The organism is Mesorhizobium sp. ISC15, assembly GCF_037162615.1.
GTDB classification, from domain to species: domain Bacteria; phylum Pseudomonadota; class Alphaproteobacteria; order Rhizobiales; family Rhizobiaceae; genus Mesorhizobium; species Mesorhizobium mediterraneum.
The window spans coordinates 816,708-831,698 of the sequence record NZ_JAVSPX010000001.1; the positions used below are offsets into that span (position 1 = coordinate 816,708).

Sequence of the window (14,991 nt, forward strand, 5' to 3'; positions counted from 1 at the left end):
CGAACAATGTTTGCAGGTTTCAGCGCCACCAGCTTGCAACTGGACGAGACGACCATTTTCGCAAGGGTCGGCGGAACGGGTCCGCCGCTGCTGCTACTTCATGGTTTTCCCGAGACACATCTGATGTGGAGAGATATCGCCACAGCATTGGCGCCCCGCTTTACGGTGATCGCCGCCGATCTTCGAGGCTACGGGCAAAGCGGGTGTCCGATTTCCTCTGCCGATCATAGTCCATACGCCAAACGCGCCATGGCCGGCGACATGGTTCAAGTCATGAAGCGGCTGGGGTTTGAGCAGTTCATGGTTGCCGGACATGATCGCGGCGGGCGGGTCGCCTATCGCCTGGCGCTCGACCATCCCGGCGAAATCTCCAAAGTCGCCGTCCTCGACGTCATCCCCACCGCCGCCGCGTGGGATAGGGCGGACGCCAGGCTGGCTCTGAGCTTCTGGCCCTGGAGCCTTCTTGCGCAACCGGAGCCTCTGCCGGAGCGACTGATAGGCGCGGCGCCCGATGCCATCGTCGACAATGCGATTGTGCAGTGGGGGTCGCCGGCAGAAATGTTCTCTGCGGAGGTCAGGGACGCCTATGTCGATGCGCTTCGCGATGCCGTTCATGTTCATGCGATATGCGAAGAGTATCGGGCCGCTGCCATGATCGATCGTGAACATGACGCGCTGGACCAGGCAAACGGTCGTCGCATCGAGTGTCCGCTCCTGGCGCTATGGAGTAGCGAAGGCGCCGTGGAGAACTGGTATGCGGAGGAAGGCGGGCCGCTGGCTATTTGGAGAAAATGGGCCGACAGCGTTGAAGGAAGCCCTGTCCCAGGCGGGCACTTCTTTCCAGAAGAGCATCCTCACCAGACCGCAGCGGCTCTCTCGAAATTCTTCGAGGATAATAGGGGGAATGACGCGTCGAACAGAGTATTGTAGACGTCATATGCGTCCGTTACTCAGAACCTCGGGAGCGCTCCGCGGCTCGAGATCGAGAACCCTCTGATATTCGCCCGTCGGCGTCAAACCTGCTTGATAAAAAATGAAGGCGATCACTGCAGCCACGCTTCTGATAGGCAGCTTCGTATTTGTCGGAGGTTGCGCATCGCCCTTCCACGCATCTTTCGATGCCGCGAAATACGACAAGATGAGCTGTGTCGAACTCAACGTAGCCATGGGCGAAGTTTCCAAGGAGATGTCGGCGACAGCGATCACCCGGGGCAAAGTCGCGAAAACCAATATTCCGGATTGGCTATGGGGAGCCCGGCGTGTCGCCTCTACCGTCACTGCCCGCCAGAGCGCGAGAATCGAGCGCTTGCGGCAGCAGGAGGCTGCGATCGCGGCGGTGAGACGAAGCAAGTGCTGATTGCGGCGCCGGAGTGGTCTGGTGGCTGTCGGCATGATCGCGTTGATACAGCCCTCAGCCCGATGCCCCGGATTGGTGCGCGGCGATCGCGCTCAGAAAAATCTGACCGAATTCCCTAAGCTTCGCGGCGCCGACACCGTTGACTGCGGCGAAGGCGTCGAGGTCGCGCGGGCAGCGTTCGGCCATGTCGATCAGTGTGCGATCGGAGAAGATCACGAAGGCCGGCACCTGGCGCTCCCGGGCGAGACGCAGCCGTACCGCCTTGAGCGTGGCCAAGAGAGCGGTATCCAGGTCTTCCGTGCCCGCGGCAGCATCGGGACGTGTCTTGCCGCGCGGTGCGCGGTTCCGCACCTCTACGCGATACCGGAACGGGACATCGCCACGGGCCAGCTCACGGCCCTTTTCGGCGATGGCGAGGCCGCCATGGCCGCCTGAGTCCAATGTCAGAAACCCTCCCGCGACGAGCTGGCGGACCAGCGACAGCCACACGTCCTTCTTGTGCGCCACACCGGTCCCGAAGCTGGCAAGCCTGTGATGGTTCTTGGCCAGGACCTTCTCGGTTTCGTGGCCGAGCAGAACATCGACGACATGGGCAGCACCAAAGCGCTCGCCGGTCTGGGCGATGGCCGCGAGGATGATCCGTGCCTCCGCCTCGCCATCCGCATGCGGCGTCTGGTCAAGGCAATTGTCGCAATTGCCGCAAGGCATTGCTGTTTCGCCGAAGTAGCCAAGCAGGATCTGGCGGCGGCACTGGGCCGTTTCGCAATAGCCGATCAGCGTATCGAGGCGGCCATGCGCGCGCCTTTTATGCTCCGCCGGTGCGTCCTCGTCTTCGATGAAAAGCCGGCGCATGCGGATATCGCCGAGACCGAAGAGCATATGTGCCTCGGCAGCCCGCCCGTCGCGGCCCGCGCGCCCAATTTCCTGATAGTACGCTTCGAGGCTGCCGGGCAGATCGGTATGGAAGACATAGGCGACGTCAGGCTTGTCGATCCCCATGCCGAAGGCGATGGTCGCCACCATCACCACGCCGGACAAGGTCATGAAAGCGTTTTGATTTGCTTCACGCGCGTCCTTGCTCATGCCGGCGTGGTAGGCCAGCGCGCGCACGCCGTTCTTCTCGAGGAACGCCGCTATCTCCTCGGTCTTCTTGCGCGACAGGCAATAGACGATCCCGCTACGGCCGGCATGACGCTCTACGAAGCTCAGCAATTGGCGCTTGCCGTCCTGCTTGGGCTCGATGCCAAGCTTGATGTTCGGCCGGTCGAAACCCAGCACCAGGGTTTCGACGCGCCCGGCGAACAGCTGCGCAGCGATGTCGGTGCGTGTCGCCTCGTCCGCTGTCGCCGTCAGCGCAATGATCGGCACGTCAGGGAAAATGTCGCGCAGCCGCGACAACTCCTCGTATTCGCGCCGGAACGCCGGGCCCCATTGCGAGATGCAATGCGCCTCGTCGACGGCGATCAGCCGGATGTCGAGCCTGGCCAGTGCCTCGAGCATCCGCGCGGTCATGAGCCGCTCCGGCGCAAGATAGAGCAGGCGCGTCTGGCCCGCCGCAACGCGGCGCCATGCGGCGACATTGGCATCGCGGTCGAGTGAGGAATTGATCGTATCGGCCGCCACGCCGGCAAGACGCAATGCGGCGACCTGGTCCTGCATCAACGCCACCAGGGGCGAAACGACGATGGTGAGCCCGCCCAGGACCAGCGCCGGGACCTGATAGCAGAGCGATTTGCCAGCGCCGGTCGGCATCACAGCCAGCACATGACGCCCGGCCAGCAGTGCCTCCGTCACAGCGTCCTGGCCGGGACGAAAATCGTCGAAGCCGAACACGTCCTTCAGGACGCGCCGCTTGGGATCCTCCGCCGGGACGCTCGCCGTCGATACGTGCATCAGGGAATTTCTACGATCGGCGCCGCCTGAAAAGGCAAGGTGGGAACGGCCAGGAGCAGCGGCGACGTGACCTGCCGAAGCTCCCCGACGAATCTCCAGGTGACTGCCTTGACCGCGGTTTCGAACACTTGATCCCCCTTCAAGCCCTGTCTCCGTCGGCGCCAACTGAAAGAATATCTCCCTCATTGGCGGATATGGGATCGTGATTCCAGCCCCTATTCGCTTTGGCTGTGAATATCGCGTCGACTCTGGCCGGTTAATCCTATCTTCATCATAATTCGGCAGGTTCAGGTTCTGCGGTGATGTTTTGAGTACCGCGGCGCCACAAGCGCCCAGGCAACACGCCCGCGTCTCTCCGGAGGCGCGGGCTTTTCGTTTGCGGGATATGCTGGAAGCGCCTGCCCCCTCGGCCGGACACACGCCGCGATGACCTGCCTTCGCTCGCCCTCAGTCGATAAAATCGGCGCGGTGCGGCGTAAAGCTGTCGACCAGGCGCCCGGCCTCGAGCGCCCTGACGCCATGAACCAGGTTGGAAGGGACAATGAAGCTGCTTCCCGTCTCCAGGATCTCGGTCCTGCCGTCGATGGTGACCTCGAAGCGGCCTTCGGCGACGTAGCTCGCCTGGACATGCGGGTGCGAATGCAGCGCGCCGACACCGTCCTTGTCGAACCCGAACTCGACCATCATCAGTTCGTCCGTGTGCAGCAGCACACGCCTGCGATTGCCGTCCGGCGTCGGCGTCCATGCGCCCTCGCCGGCGTGCGAGAAGATCTTCGTTCCGGTCATCGCCAAATCCTCCTCATCGCGCCAGCCAGCCGCCGTCCACCGGCACCACCGCGCCATGCATATAGTTGGACGCCGGCGCCAGCAGGAAGACAGCCGCGTCGCCGATGTCTTCCGGACCGCCCCAGCGCCCGGCCGGAATGCGCGCCAGAATGGCGGCGCTGCGGTCTGGATCGGCACGCAGCGCCTCGGTGTTGTTGGTTTCGATATAGCCGGGCGCAATGCCGTTGACGTTGATGCCTTTCGACGCCCATTCGCAGGCGAGCAATCGGGTGATGCCGAGCACGCCGTGTTTCGAGGCGGTATAGGAGGCGACGCGGATGCCGCCCTGAAAGCTGAGCATCGACGCGATGTTGACGATCTTGCCGCGCCGCCCCGGATCGGCAAGCACGCGCCGGGCAAAGCTCTGGCCGAGAAAAAAGACCGTCTTCAGATTGACGTCCGTGACGTCGTCCCAATCGGCTTCCGTCAGATCGACGGCGTCGGCGCGCCGAATGATGCCGGCATTGTTGACCAGCCCATCGAGCGGCCCGGTTTCGTCCCAGACGCGATCGAGCATCGCCTGGGCGGCGGCATGATCGGCAAGATCGCAGCGTTCCGCCTCGAAGCGTCCGCCCACCGCCGCGACCTTTTCCGCCGTCTCGTCCATCGCCGAACGGCCGACGCCGACCACAGCACCACCGGCGCGCGCGATCGACAGGGCGATGCCTTGACCGATGCCGGTGTTGGCGCCGGTGACAAGGATGCGCTTGCCGGCGAGGCTGAAAGCCGAGAGGTCGCTCACCGCAGCTCTTCCATCGCTACCGGATCGACATCGGTATAGTCGACATTGTCGCCGGCCATCGCCCAGATGAAGGCGTAGTTGGAGGTGCCGGCGCCCGAATGGATCGACCATCCCGGCGACAGCACCGCTTCTTCATTGCGCATGACGAGGTGGCGGGTCTCGTCCGGTTCGCCCATGAAATGGAACACGCGCGCCGCTTCCGGTAGGTCGAAATAGAGGTAGGCCTCCATGCGTCGGTCATGCACATGGCACGGCATGGTGTTCCAGACCGAGCCTGACGCAAGCTGGGTCATGCCGACGACGAGCTGGCAGGTCTTCACGCCTCCGGCATGGATGAACTGGAAGATCGAGCGCTCGTTGCAGGTCGCCTGGCTGCCGAGGTCGAGCCGCTTGGCATCGCCGATGCGGATCAGCTGGCTGGGATGGCTCTGATGCGCCGGCGCGCTGAGTAGATAGAACTTGGCCGGCTCGGCCGGATTGACTGAGGCGAACGACACCTCATTGGCGCCCATGCCGAGATACAGCATGTCGCGCGGCTGCAGCTCGTAGGATTGGCCGCTCGCCTTCACCATGCCGGCGCCGCCTATGTTGACGGCGATCATTTCGCGGCGATCGAGAAAGTTCTTGGTCCCGGTCGGCTTGATCGCCTCCAGCGGCAGCGGCGTGCCCGCGGGCATGGCGCCGCCGACGATCATGCGGTCGTAATGCGTGTAGGTCAGGCCGATGCGGCCTAACTGGAACAGGCCTTCGATCAGGAAATTGTGACGAAGTTCGTCCGTCCCCATCGCCGCGGCGGTAACAGGGTCGATGGCGACGCGCGAGGTGAAGTCCGTGTGATTGTCAGTGTGATTCATTGCTGTCCCATTGGGCTGCCTCATTGGTCATTCGGTTGCCGCGGCCTTGACCGACTCGGCATAAAAACTTTGACGTGCGTGCAGCCGCTCACGATAGCGCTGCTGGCTAGCGGTGAGATGCGCGCGCATGGCCTCGCGCGCGGACTCGGCATCGCCTGCCGTGATCGCGTTCAGGATCACCAGATGCTCGCCTTGCAATCCCCGCTGGTAGACGTCGGATTGGGCGAGCTCGGTGGACCACGGTGACGTCACGTCGCAAGGAATGGCGCGCCGGCCGAGCACGTCGAGCATCTCGACATAGAACGGATTGTTGGTGGCGCTGGCGATCGCGCGGTGGAAGGCAAGGTCGGCCGGACCCGTCGGCTCGCTGTTCAAGAGCAGCCTCTCGAACTCGAAGAACGCCTCCTGGATCGCCGCTTCCTGCGCGGCATTGCGACGGATAGCGGCGAGCCCGGCGGATTCGATCTCGATCGCCAGGCGCACCTCGAGCACGTTGAGCGCGATCGAATCCTTGCTGCCCATGTCCGCGGCCAGCGCACCGAACATCGTCGAGATATGCTCGGTGACGAAGACACCGGCGCCCTGGCGCGGCTCAACCAGACCGTCGGCAGCGAGCTTGGCCAGCGCTTCGCGGATGACGGTGCGGCTGACCCCGAAGGTTTCGGTCAGCTGACCCTCGGTCGGCAGCTTTTGGCCTGGCTGGATCTCGCCCGCCTGCAACTGCTTGCGGATCGCCGTTACCACGGTCTCCGACAGCTTGGGCTTGCGTTCGACCTTCAGGCTGATCGCCGTATCCGATGCCATTGCCAACCCCTACTTGAAGACGCTCGGCAGCCATAGCGAGATGGCCGGAATGTAAGTGACGAGCCCCAGCACCACGAGGCCTGCCCCATAGAATGGCCAGATCGAGCGCATCGCTTCCCAGACGGATATCTTGCCGACCGCGCACGCCACGAACTGCACGGCGCCCACCGGCGGCGTGTTCAGCCCGATGCCGAAGTTGAGGATCATGATGACGCCGAAATGCACCGGATCGACGCCGTAGGCCTGTGCCACGGGCAGGAAGATCGGCGTGCAGATGATGATCGTCGGCCCCATGTCCATGAAGGTGCCGAGGAACAGCATCAAGACGTTGAGCAGGAGAAGCACGACCAGCGGATCTTCCGAGATCGCGTTCATCGAGGCTATGAGCGCCGCCGGCACTTTCAGGAAGGCCATCAACCACGAGAACGCCGCCGCCATGCCGATGATGAGCAGCACCATGGCCGTGGTGCGCACGGCGCCATGGGTGGCATGAACGAAACCTTCCCAAGTCATCTGCCGGTAAACGAGGACGGTAACGAGCAGCGCATAGATGACGGCGATGCAGGAACTCTCGGTGGCCGTGAAAATACCCGATCGCACGCCGCCGAAGATGATCGCGATCAGCAGCAGGCCGGGCACCGCGACAGCGAAGAGATGCGCGACGGCGGCGAAACCCGGAAACGGCTCGGTCGGATAGCCGCGGGAGCGCGCCACGAAATAGGCGGTGACCATCAGTGCCAGGGCCAAAAGCAGGCCCGGGATGATGCCGGCCGTGAACAGGTCGGCGATCGAGATCTTTCCGCCTGCCGAGATCGAGTAGATGATCATGTTGTGCGACGGCGGCAGGAGCAACGCGATCAGCGCCGCCATCGACGTGACGTTGACGGCGTAGTCCGCTCCATATCCACGCGCCTTCATCTGCGGGATCATCAAACCGCCGACCGCTGCCGCCTCCGCCACCGCGGAGCCCGAAATGCCGCCGAACAGTGTAGCGGTCGCGATGTTGACCTGCCCGAGACCGCCACGCATGTGGCCGACGAGCGAGCCGGCGAAGGCGACGATCTTGCTGGCGATGCCGCCGCGCACCATCAAGTCGCCGGCGTAGATGAAAAACGGAATGGCCAGCAGCGAAAAGACGCTCATGCCGGAATTCAGGCGCTGGAACACGATGAGCGGCGGCAGGCCCATGTAGAGGACTGTGGCAAAGCTTGCGACGCCGAGGCAGAAAGCGATCGGCGTGCCGATAAGCATCAGAACGGTGAAGACGCCGAAGAGTATCCAGAGTTCCATGGCGTCAGACCTTCACATTCGCTGTGTCGAGTTCGGCTGCGACTTCCGCCGGCGGCAGTTCATCGAGCGCATCGTCGATCGGCGCACCGGAGAGGCGAAGCACGATCCGCTCCAGCGTGAAAAGCACGATGAGCGCGCCTCCCGCGACAAGCGGGACGTAGTCCCAGCCCCCTGATATGCCGAGCGACGGCAAGGTGGCGCCCCAGGTCAAGGCGACCAGCTGGCTGCCATACCAGATCATGCCGATGCCGAAGGCGAGCGCGACGAGGTCCGAGATCATCCTCAGCCAACGCTTGCCGCTTTTCGGCAGCACGTAGAGCAGGACGTCGAAGCCGAGGTGATAGTTCTCGCGCACGCCGACGGCGGCGCCGAGGAAAATGAACCAGCTCATCAGCATCACCGAGCCCTGCTCGGTCCAGCTCGGCGAGCGGTTCAGAACATAGCGGCCGAACACCTGCCAGGCGACGAAGGCGGTCATCAGCACCAGCCCGATGCCGGCGATCCACAGCGCCGCCGTGCTGACGCGCGACATCACGCGCGCGATGCCGGCAAGGGGCGGTCTCTGTTCTGGGCTGAAGGTCACCGGTTCTCTCCGCAAGAGGATGGCGGCGCGGAATGCCCGCGCCGCCGCTTGATCACTGCGCGGCCTTGATGGCCTCGACCATGGCCTTCAGCTTGTCGTCCTTGACGTGCTTCTCGTAGACCGGGCCCATCGCGTCGATGAAGGGCTGCTTGTCCGGCGTCGTGATCTGCGAACCGGCCGCCTCGACCTTGGCACGCGATTCCTTGACCTTGGCGGCCCACAGCTCACGCTGCTTGGCGACGCTTTCCTTGGCCGCCGCCTTGAAGATCGCCTGGTCTTCCGGCGTCAGCTTGTCCCAGCTCGACTTCGCCATGACGAAGGCTTCCGGCACCATCGTGTGCTCGTCGAGCGAATAGAACTTGGCCACTTCCGCATGCTTGGCGGTATCGTAGCTCGGAAAATTATTCTCCGCGCCGTCAATGACCCCGGTCTCGATCGCCGAATACACCTCGCCATACGGCATCGGCGTCGCGTTGGCGCCGAGTGCCGCCACCATGTCGACGAAGATGTCGGACTGGATGACGCGGAACTTCATGCCGGCCAGATCGGCTACAGAGTTGATCGGCTTCTTCGAATTGTAGAAGGAGCGCGCGCCGCCGTCATAGAAGGCAAGCAGCACCAGCCCGACCTGTTCGAACGCCGCCGCGATCTGGTCGCCGACCGCTCCGTCAATGACCTTGTGCATATGGTCTTCCGAGCGGAAGATGTAGGGCAGCGAAGGCACGGTGGTTTCGGGAATAAGCCCGTTGAACGGCGCCATCGAGACGCGGTTGAGGTCGATCACGCCGGAGCGCACCTGCTCGATCGTGTCCTTTTCCTCGCCGAGCTGCGCGGAATGATAAAGCTCGACCGTATAGCGGCCGGCCGTCCGCTCCTTCACAAGCTCGCCGAAATATTTGACCGCCTCGACCGTCGGATAGCCGTCCGGATGCGTGTCGGACGAGCGCAGAACCGTCTGGGCGCTTGCCGTTCCAGCCATCAGTGCGGCGGCAAGCAGCGTAGCTCCCGCCAGTCTAGAAAAATGCAGCATTGGTTTCCTCCCGTTTGAACGATGGCGGCAAGCGCCGTTAGAGCCGGTACGCCTTTTTTGCGAGCGTATAGGCAAGATCCTGCGCCAACTCGTGCGCCTCTTCCTCGCGGAGCCGGTGCTCGGCGACGAGACGCGCAAGAAAGGCGCAATCGACCCGACGCGCCACATCGTGGCGAGCTGGGATGGATGGAAAAGCGCGGGTATCGTCGTTGAAGCCGACGGTGTTGTAGAAGCCGGCCGTCTCGGTCGTCATCTCGCGGAACCGGCGCATGCCCTCCGGGCTGTCGTGGAACCACCAGGCCGGCCCGAGTTTCAGCGCCGGGTAGACGCCGGCGAGCGGCGCCAGCTCGCGCGCATAGCTGGTCTCGTCCAGCGTGAAGAGGATGATGGTAAGGTCGCGCTCCAGCCCGACGCAGTCGAGCAGCGGCTTCAGCGCCGTCACATAGTCGGTTCTGGTCGGGATATCGAAACCCTTGTCCCTGCCGAACCTCTGGAAGACGGCAGGCGAGTGATTGCGAAAGGAGCCGGGATGGATTTGCAAGACAAGCCCATCGTCGCGGCTCATCTTGGCCATCTCGGTCAGCATCTGGGCACGAAACAGTTTTCGCTCGCGCTCGTCATCCGAGCCCCGGCGGATGCGGTTGAACAGCTCCTGCGCGGCGGCATCCGACAGATTGGCGGTCTCCGCCGTTGGATGGCCGTGATCCGACGCGGTCGCGCCGAAACTCTTGAAGAAGGCTCGTCTCTGGCGCTGCGCATCGAGATAGCCGGCCCAGTTACCGGTATCGCAGCCGGTGATTTCTCCGAGCTGGTCGAGATTGGCCGAAAACCCTTCGAAATCGGGATCGACGACCGCGTCCGGCCGATAGGCGGTGACGACGCGCCCATCCCAGCCGCTGTCGCGGATCATCTGGTGCCATTTGAGATCGTCGAGCGCGCCTTCGGTCGTCGCGATGACCTCAATGTTGAAGCGCTCGAACAGCGCTCGGGGGCGAAAATTCTCCCACTGCAGCAAGGTCGCGATCATGTCGTAATGGCGGTCGGCGGTTGCGGCCGTCAGCGGCTCTTCGATGCCGAACAGATGGGCAAGCACATGGTCGAACCACAGCCGCGTCGGCGTGCCGCGGAACAGGTAATAGTGCTCGGCGAACCGCCGCCAGATCGTCCTGCCGTCGGTCTCCACCGGTGAGCCGTCGAGCGTTGGCACTCCGAGATCCTCAAGGCGAACGCCCTGGCTGAACAGCATGCGGAAGATGTAATGGTCCGGCACAACAAGCAATTGCGCCGGATCGGCAAACGCCTCGTTGAGCGCATACCAGCGCGGATCGGTGTGACCATGCGGGCTGACGATCGGCAGGTTCTTCACGCCGGCGTAAAGATCGCGGGCAAGCGAAAGCGGACGCGTCTCCGATGGAAACAGCAAATCCGGATCGGTCAGCACGGCCACATCAATCCTCCCAATACGGCAATCGGTAGGATCGGAAAGAAGTTATGTCAACATACAAAAATCGGGTTGTTATATGATGACTTGATGGCGGTGACCCATTGTGCAGGATGGAAACGGATGTTACGCCGCTGCCAGCCACGCTCCGGACGATCGCCGCACCATGACCAACAGACGCCTTTCCAACAGCACGCTGCAGGCATTGCCGGCCCCCGTCGCGATCCCCCGATACGATCGCGACCAGATCGTGCCAGGTATCGTCCATCTCGGCGTCGGCGCGTTCCACCGCGCTCATCAGGCAGCCTATGTCGACGACTGCCTGGCGGCGGGAGAGACGGATTGGGGCATTGTCGGCGTCTCGCTGCGCAGCGCCGACACACGCGACGCGCTGGCGCCGCAGGACGGGCTCTACACGCTGGCGGTCAGAAGCAGCGACAGTGAAAGCCTGCGCGTCGTCGGCTCGATCCTGTCGATGCTGGTGGCTCCGGAGGATTCCGGCGCGGTGCTGGCCGCGCTGACCGATCCGCGCACCTCGATCGTCACGCTGACGATCACCGAAAAAGCCTATCTCAGGGCGGCGGGCGGCGGGCTGGACACAGCTCATCCCGACATCGTCCATGATTTGGCGAACCCGCAAATGCCGCGAACGGCGCATGGTTTCCTGACCGAGTCGCTTGCGCGCCGCCGTGCCGCCGGCATCCGGCCATTCACCGTGCTCTGCTGCGACAATCTCCCGGCCAATGGCGCCACGCTGCACAGGCTGCTGGTCGAATTCGCCGCGCTACGCGGTACCAGGCTCGCCACTTCAGGCGATGCCAGGCTCGCCACTTCAGGCGATGCCGATCTCGCCCGCCATATCGCCGACGAGGTGGCGTTTCCGTCGAGCATGGTCGATCGCATCGTGCCGGCGACCACCGATGCCGACCGGACACGGATATCAGGCCAGCTCGGCGTCGAAGACGCGTGGCCGGTGATGACCGAGCCATTCTGCCAATGGGTGGTCGAAGACGATTTCCCGGCGGGCAGGCCGGCCTGGGAAAAGTTCGGCGTCACCATGGTCGGTGATGTCGGGCCGTTCGAGGACATGAAGCTCAGGCTGCTCAACGGCTCGCATTCGGCCATCGCCTATCTCGGCCTGCTCAGCGGATATGAGACGGTCGACCGCGCCTTTGCCGATCCGGCGATCCGTCAATTCGTCGACGGATTATGGGCCGAGGCCATCCCGACGCTGCCGCAGGACGCCGGGCTAGACACGACCGACTACACGGCTCAACTCGCTAAGCGCTATTCGAACACCGCGCTTGCCCACCGGACGGCGCAGATCGCCAATGACGGCAGCCAGAAACTGCCGCAGCGCATCGTTGCCTCGGCCACGGAGCGGCTGAGTGCCGGTGCCCCGCCCGCGCATCTGATGCTGGTGGTGGCCGCCTGGATCGCCGCTTGCGAGGCGCGCGGCAAATCCCTGCCGGAAAATCATTTCACCGATCCGCTCGACTTGGCCCTGGCCGCACTCGGCACTCGGCAGCTATCGGCTGGCGAAGCGGTTGCGGCGGTGTTCGACCTGGCCGGCTTCGCCAAGGGCGGTGCTGAGCGCCTGACGCTGATCGACCTGGCGGCCGCCCATCTCGAACGGTTGCGGCAAGGCGGAGTGGCCTTCGCCCTCGCCGCACTCGGCATACGGAGCGAATGAACCTAGGGGACCTAGCGCTGGCTAGGATCGGATTGCGGAGGTCGGCGGGACAGCGCCCCCCTCTGTCCTGCCGGACATCTCCCCCACAAGGGGGGAGATTGGCAGCTCTGATGCCAGCGCCAGTTCTGCAATGTTGGAGATTTGCGAAAGCCGCAGTGACGGCCGATCTCCCCACCCGTGGGGGAGATGTCCGGCAGGACAGAGGGGGCCGCGAAGGAACGCGACGGAAGCTTTATCCTGGGCCGTCCTACTCTTGGCCGATGTCGTAGCATAAATCCCAGGACCTACGCTCCGCTTCGCCCTGAATGGCGAGGGATAGCCCAGCCTCTATGCCGGCAGGATGGCGCCTTCGAGTGTGGTGAGCTGGCTAAGGAACTGCTCGGCCTTGGTACGGGTCTGATCGTCCTTGGCGTCGGCGGCGTCTTCCCTGGCTTCCTGGATGCGGCGGGCAAGGTCGGCGCGGTCGATGTCGCCGACGGCTACCGCCGATTCTGCCAGCAACGTGCAGCCAGCCGGAACGATGTCGGCAAAGCCGCCGAACACGACGTAGCGTTCTTCCTTGCCGGCGGCGGTCTTCACCGTGACGACACCCGGCTTGATCGTGGTCATGACCGGCGCGTGATGCGCCATGACAGTCATTTCGCCTTCGGCGCCCGGAATGACGACGGATTCGACCTGCTCGGAAACCAGCAGGCGCTCCGGCGAGACCAGTTCGAATTTGAAAGCTTCAGCCATGTCAATTTAGTGAGTAGGGAATAGTGAGTAGGGAGTAGGGAGAGGACAATTGTCCCGATCACCCGGCTGCTATTCACTACTGACTACTGACTACTCCCTATTGCCTTGATTACGCCGCTTCAGCCGCCAGGCGCTGAGCCTTCTCGACCGCTTCCTCGATGCCGCCGACCATGTAGAAGGCGGCCTCCGGCAGATGGTCGTAGTCGCCGTTGCAGAGGCCCTTGAAGCCCTTGATGGTGTCGGCGAGATCGACCAGCTTGCCCGGCGCGCCGGTGAACACTTCGGCGACGAAGAAGGGCTGCGACAGGAAGCGCTCGATCTTGCGGGCGCGGGCGACCGTCTGCTTGTCCTCTTCCGACAGCTCGTCCATGCCCAGGATGGCGATGATGTCCTGCAGCGACTTGTAGCGCTGAAGGATCGACTGCACCTGACGGGCCACCTGGTAGTGCTCTTCGCCGACGACCATCGGGTCGAGCATGCGCGAGGTCGAATCGAGCGGATCGACGGCCGGATAGATGCCCTTTTCCGAGATCGCGCGGTTGAGCACGGTCGTCGCGTCGAGGTGGGCGAAAGAGGTCGCCGGCGCCGGGTCGGTCAGATCGTCGGCCGGCACGTAGATCGCCTGCACGGAGGTGATCGAGCCCTTGGTCGTCGTCGTGATGCGTTCCTGCAGCGCGCCCATGTCGGTGGCCAGCGTCGGCTGGTAGCCCACGGCCGAAGGAATACGTCCGAGCAGCGCCGACACTTCCGAACCCGCTTGCGTGAAGCGGAAGATGTTGTCGACAAAGAACAGCACGTCCTGGCCCTGGTCGCGGAAATATTCGGCGACCGTCAGACCGGTCAGACCGACGCGGGCGCGCGCGCCCGGCGGCTCGTTCATCTGGCCATAGACGAGCGCCGCTTTTGAGCCTTCGCCGCCGCCCTTCTTGTTGACGCCGGACTCGATGAACTCATGGTAGAGGTCGTTTCCTTCGCGGGTGCGCTCACCGACGCCGGCGAACACCGAGAAGCCGCCATGCGCCTTGGCGACGTTGTTGATCAGTTCCTGGATCAGCACCGTCTTGCCAACGCCGGCGCCGCCGAACAGGCCGATCTTGCCGCCGCGGGCATAAGGCGCAAGCAGGTCGAGTACCTTGATGCCGGTGACCAGGATCTGCGCTTCCGTCGACTGCTCGACATAGGTCGGGGCCGGCTGGTGGATGGAGCGCATCTCGATGCCGTCGACCGGGCCTGCCTCGTCGACCGGCTCGCCGATGACGTTGATGATGCGGCCGAGCATGCCCGGGCCGACCGGCACGGTGATCGGCGCGCCTGTGTCATAGACGTCCTGGCCGCGAACCAGACCTTCAGTCGAGTCCATGGCGATGCAGCGCACGGTGTTCTCGCCGAGATGCTGGGCCACCTCGAGCACGAGGCGATTGCCGACATTGGATGTTTCCAGCGCGTTCAGGATCGCCGGCAGATGTTCGCCGAACTGCACGTCGACAACGGCGCCGATGACCTGGCGAACCTTGCCGGCCAAGCCAGTCTTCTTGATGGCGACGGTCGGCGCCTTCGCCGCAACAGCCTTGGCGGGCGCGGCCGCCTTCTTGGCCGGAGCCGCCTTTGCTGCCGCTGCCGGAGCCTTTGCCGGTGCTGCCGCCTTCGCGGCGGTCTTCGGGGCCGCCTTCTGGGGGGTCGCTGCTTTCGCCATCGTCTTTACCCTTTTCGTCTCTTTGTTTCTCACGCGATCCGCTTGAAGGTC

Annotated in this window: 14 protein-coding genes; 3 read left to right on the plus strand and 11 right to left on the minus strand. The window is 63.8% G+C overall.

The genetic code is table 11. The features are described from left to right. Nucleotides 1-6: 6 nt before the first annotated feature. Both RPG13_RS04110 and RPG13_RS04115 read left to right on the plus strand, forming a co-directional pair. Nucleotides 7-930: an alpha/beta fold hydrolase gene (locus RPG13_RS04110; protein WP_292712645.1), complete on the plus strand. Its 924-nt coding sequence runs from the start codon at nucleotides 7-9 to the stop codon at nucleotides 928-930. Nucleotides 931-1,033: 103 nt separating this feature from the next. Next, entirely contained in the window at nucleotides 1,034-1,357 is a 324-nt protein-coding gene (locus RPG13_RS04115; RefSeq protein ID WP_127288342.1) for a hypothetical protein, read from the plus strand. 54 nt (nucleotides 1,358-1,411) lie between these two features. On the opposite strand, the gene recQ is transcribed toward RPG13_RS04115, so the two are convergent. The 9 genes from recQ to uxaC form a co-directional block, all read right to left on the minus strand. Continuing rightward, nucleotides 1,412-3,250 carry a DNA helicase RecQ gene (gene recQ / locus RPG13_RS04120; RefSeq protein ID WP_292712643.1) on the minus strand — a complete coding sequence of 613 codons (1,839 nt, stop codon included), beginning with the start codon at nucleotides 3,248-3,250 and terminating at the stop codon, nucleotides 1,412-1,414. 447 nt (nucleotides 3,251-3,697) lie between these two features. Next, nucleotides 3,698-4,036, minus strand: a complete 339-nt coding sequence (locus tag RPG13_RS04125) for a cupin domain-containing protein (RefSeq protein WP_095487715.1) — start codon at nucleotides 4,034-4,036, stop codon at nucleotides 3,698-3,700. Nucleotides 4,037-4,049: 13 nt separating this feature from the next. Continuing rightward, entirely contained in the window at nucleotides 4,050-4,817 is a 768-nt protein-coding gene (gene kduD, locus RPG13_RS04130) for a 2-dehydro-3-deoxy-D-gluconate 5-dehydrogenase KduD (protein WP_095487547.1), read from the minus strand. Beyond that, on the minus strand, nucleotides 4,814-5,671 hold the full coding sequence (gene kduI, locus RPG13_RS04135; protein WP_292712641.1) for a 5-dehydro-4-deoxy-D-glucuronate isomerase: 858 nt from the start codon (nucleotides 5,669-5,671) through the stop codon (nucleotides 4,814-4,816). Before kduI ends, kduD begins: the two co-directional genes overlap by 4 nt. Before the next feature lie 27 nt (nucleotides 5,672-5,698). Continuing rightward, nucleotides 5,699-6,475 (minus strand): FadR/GntR family transcriptional regulator, encoded by a 777-nt coding sequence (locus RPG13_RS04140; protein ID WP_292503683.1) that lies wholly within the window; start codon nucleotides 6,473-6,475, stop codon nucleotides 5,699-5,701. A gap of 9 nt (nucleotides 6,476-6,484) precedes the next feature. Next, nucleotides 6,485-7,765: a TRAP transporter large permease gene (locus RPG13_RS04145; protein ID WP_128241783.1), complete on the minus strand. Its 1,281-nt coding sequence runs from the start codon at nucleotides 7,763-7,765 to the stop codon at nucleotides 6,485-6,487. Nucleotides 7,766-7,769: 4 nt separating this feature from the next. Then, complete coding sequence (locus RPG13_RS04150; RefSeq protein ID WP_128241815.1) at nucleotides 7,770-8,297, minus strand: TRAP transporter small permease; 528 nt, start codon at nucleotides 8,295-8,297, stop codon at nucleotides 7,770-7,772. Nucleotides 8,298-8,400: 103 nt separating this feature from the next. Beyond that, the gene (locus RPG13_RS04155) at nucleotides 8,401-9,378 is read right to left on the minus strand and encodes a TRAP transporter substrate-binding protein (protein ID WP_127206166.1); all 978 of its coding nucleotides are present in this window, start codon (nucleotides 9,376-9,378) and stop codon (nucleotides 8,401-8,403) included. Between the two features lie 37 nt (nucleotides 9,379-9,415). After that, nucleotides 9,416-10,825 carry a glucuronate isomerase gene (uxaC, locus tag RPG13_RS04160; RefSeq protein WP_337124471.1) on the minus strand — a complete coding sequence of 470 codons (1,410 nt, stop codon included), beginning with the start codon at nucleotides 10,823-10,825 and terminating at the stop codon, nucleotides 9,416-9,418. A gap of 160 nt (nucleotides 10,826-10,985) precedes the next feature. Here uxaC and RPG13_RS04165 point away from each other — a divergent pair, with 160 nt between their 5' ends. Next, a complete protein-coding gene (locus RPG13_RS04165; protein WP_128284724.1) occupies nucleotides 10,986-12,512 on the plus strand; it encodes a mannitol dehydrogenase family protein in 1,527 nt (508 codons plus the stop codon). A gap of 327 nt (nucleotides 12,513-12,839) precedes the next feature. Here the strand turns inward: RPG13_RS04165 and RPG13_RS04170 are convergent, their stop codons facing one another. After that, on the minus strand, nucleotides 12,840-13,247 hold the full coding sequence (locus tag RPG13_RS04170; protein WP_128284725.1) for a F0F1 ATP synthase subunit epsilon: 408 nt from the start codon (nucleotides 13,245-13,247) through the stop codon (nucleotides 12,840-12,842). 109 nt (nucleotides 13,248-13,356) lie between these two features. Continuing rightward, the gene (gene atpD / locus RPG13_RS04175) at nucleotides 13,357-14,940 is read right to left on the minus strand and encodes a F0F1 ATP synthase subunit beta (protein WP_164897789.1); all 1,584 of its coding nucleotides are present in this window, start codon (nucleotides 14,938-14,940) and stop codon (nucleotides 13,357-13,359) included. Between the last annotated feature and the right edge of the window lie 51 nt (nucleotides 14,941-14,991).

Coding starts and splice junctions, on each gene's coding strand:
- RPG13_RS04110 (WP_292712645.1), top strand. CDS start 7: ATGTTTGCAGGTTTCAGCGCCACCAGCTTGCAACTGGACGAGACGACC.
- RPG13_RS04115 (WP_127288342.1), top strand. CDS start 1,034: ATGAAGGCGATCACTGCAGCCACGCTTCTGATAGGCAGCTTCGTATTT.
- recQ (WP_292712643.1), bottom strand. CDS start 3,250: ATGCACGTATCGACGGCGAGCGTCCCGGCGGAGGATCCCAAGCGGCGC.
- RPG13_RS04125 (WP_095487715.1), bottom strand. CDS start 4,036: ATGACCGGAACGAAGATCTTCTCGCACGCCGGCGAGGGCGCATGGACG.
- kduI (WP_292712641.1), bottom strand. CDS start 5,671: ATGAATCACACTGACAATCACACGGACTTCACCTCGCGCGTCGCCATC.
- RPG13_RS04140 (WP_292503683.1), bottom strand. CDS start 6,475: ATGGCATCGGATACGGCGATCAGCCTGAAGGTCGAACGCAAGCCCAAG.
- RPG13_RS04145 (WP_128241783.1), bottom strand. CDS start 7,765: ATGGAACTCTGGATACTCTTCGGCGTCTTCACCGTTCTGATGCTTATC.
- RPG13_RS04150 (WP_128241815.1), bottom strand. CDS start 8,297: ATGTCGCGCGTCAGCACGGCGGCGCTGTGGATCGCCGGCATCGGGCTG.
- RPG13_RS04155 (WP_127206166.1), bottom strand. CDS start 9,378: ATGCTGCATTTTTCTAGACTGGCGGGAGCTACGCTGCTTGCCGCCGCA.
- RPG13_RS04165 (WP_128284724.1), top strand. CDS start 10,986: ATGACCAACAGACGCCTTTCCAACAGCACGCTGCAGGCATTGCCGGCC.
- RPG13_RS04170 (WP_128284725.1), bottom strand. CDS start 13,247: ATGGCTGAAGCTTTCAAATTCGAACTGGTCTCGCCGGAGCGCCTGCTG.
- atpD (WP_164897789.1), bottom strand. CDS start 14,940: ATGGCGAAAGCAGCGACCCCCCAGAAGGCGGCCCCGAAGACCGCCGCG.